We start from the raw sequence: 1,683 nt of genomic DNA on the forward strand, positions 1-1,683 counted from the left end.
CGGCCGGCACCGCGGGCACCGCCGTCTCCGCCAGGAGCCGGCCCGCGATCCCCCGCACCGACGCGCCCCGCGCCCGCAGCAGGGCGAGTTCCTCGCGCCGGCGCCCGGCCGCCAGGCCGCCCGCCATCACGAGGACGACCGCCGCGACCGTGCCGACGCCGAAGGCACCCACGGACACGACGGGGACGACGGACCCGAACAGCGCCTGGACGTCCTCCAGTACGCCGTCGAGACCCGTCTCGACGGTCAGCCGCGGGGACATCGCCGTCGTCAGCGCGGTGAGGACGGGGCCGTGCTCGGCCGAGCCGACGACCTCCTCCAGCTTCGGCAGGTCGGCGGACGTGAGGCCGGAGGGGTCGGGCGACAGCCGCCAGAACTGCTCGGCCGCCGGGGTCGTCCCGGCGATCGCCGGGCCAGCCTCGGGCGGGAGGAGGACCACCGCGTGCCAGTACACGGGGCTGAGGGGGTCGTCCCGGAAGAGTTCGGGTGTCACCAGGTCGGGTTCCGTCGCCCAGTACGGGAGCGAGGGGTGATCGGGCCGGAGGACGCCGGTGACGCGCACCGCGAGGACGGCGCCGGCCCGCACCCCCGAGGGCACGTGGACGACCGAACCCACCTTGATGTGCAGTGTGGTGGCGGTGGCCTCGGTGACCGCGCCCTCGACGGTCCGGGTCGCCGAGGTCACGGAGCCCGCCGAGGCCCGCGGCAGTCTGCCGGCGACCAGGCGGGAGTGGGTGCCCGCGCCGCTCTGCGTGGTCAGAGTGGCGACGGGCGGTTTGCCCCCGGGGGCCGCCAGCCAGGTGTCGGCCAGGGGGATCTGCTTGGTGGTGCGCACCCCGTAGGCGGACTGGCCGGCGCGCACCCGCAGCGGGGCGGGCAGCAGGCCGACCGCGGTACGCAGGCGGTGCGCGAGGTAGGGGGGCCGGAGCGCGGCGTCCCCGGCCGGCTGCCCGTCGCCCGTGTCGACGGTCGGGACGGAGAGCGACAGGTTCGTCTTGTCCGGCGACGCGATGTCCAGCGCGTGCCGCAACGCCGCGCCCTCGTACGTGGCGAGGGCGCGCGGGAACGCGGCGGCGAGGAACGCGGTCAGGAGGACGAGCACCGCGATCCCGAGCGGGAGCCCCGGTGCGGCCCGCAGCCTGGTGCGCACCCAGGGGGCGGCGGCGGGCACGGACGATCGCCGCGGGCGCCGCGCGCCTGCGGTGTTCGCGCCGTGCCCCGTCCGCGCCTTCGTGCGGGCGGTGTCCGCGCCGTGCCCCGTCCGCGCTTCCGCGCGGCCGGCGCCCCCTCCGTCGTGTGCCACGTCACTCGCCTCCCTGGGTGCGCAGCGACGCCGCGGGGTCGCCGCGGCGCAACGCCAGCGCCGCCACGATCAGGACCGGCACGAGCGCCACCCCGGCCAGCAGCAGCGCGACTTGGCCGGCCGGCAGCTCGACGTGCACCGCCGGGACCGGCTGGGTCGCGGCGCCCGTCAGGACGATCAGCGGGACGACGGCACGCGTCAGCACCACGCCCAGCACCAGGCCCACGGCGAGCGCGATGCCGAGCAGCAGGGCGTGTTCGACGGCGAGCAGCCTGGCCAGCCGGCGGCGGGGCGCGCCGAGGGCGCGCAGGACCGCGAACTCCCGTGCGCGCTCGCGCAGGGCGGCGATCGTGCCGACGGCGAAGCCGACCGCCGCGAGG

The 1,683-nt window shown here is 77.9% G+C and carries 1 protein-coding gene and 1 pseudogene; both read right to left on the reverse strand.

Annotation, left to right across the window (positions count from 1 at the left end):
* Positions 1–1,303: pseudogene (locus L1885_RS28075) on the reverse strand (ABC transporter permease); the annotation flags it as partial.
* Between the two features lies 1 nt (position 1,304).
* On the reverse strand, positions 1,305–1,683 hold a 379-nt coding region (locus L1885_RS28080), incomplete at its 5' end, for an FtsX-like permease family protein (protein ID WP_235799956.1).

Origin of the sequence: Streptomyces fuscigenes, from assembly GCF_021556455.1 — a bacterium.
GTDB classification, from domain to species: Bacteria; Actinomycetota; Actinomycetes; order Streptomycetales; family Streptomycetaceae; genus Streptomyces; species Streptomyces fuscigenes.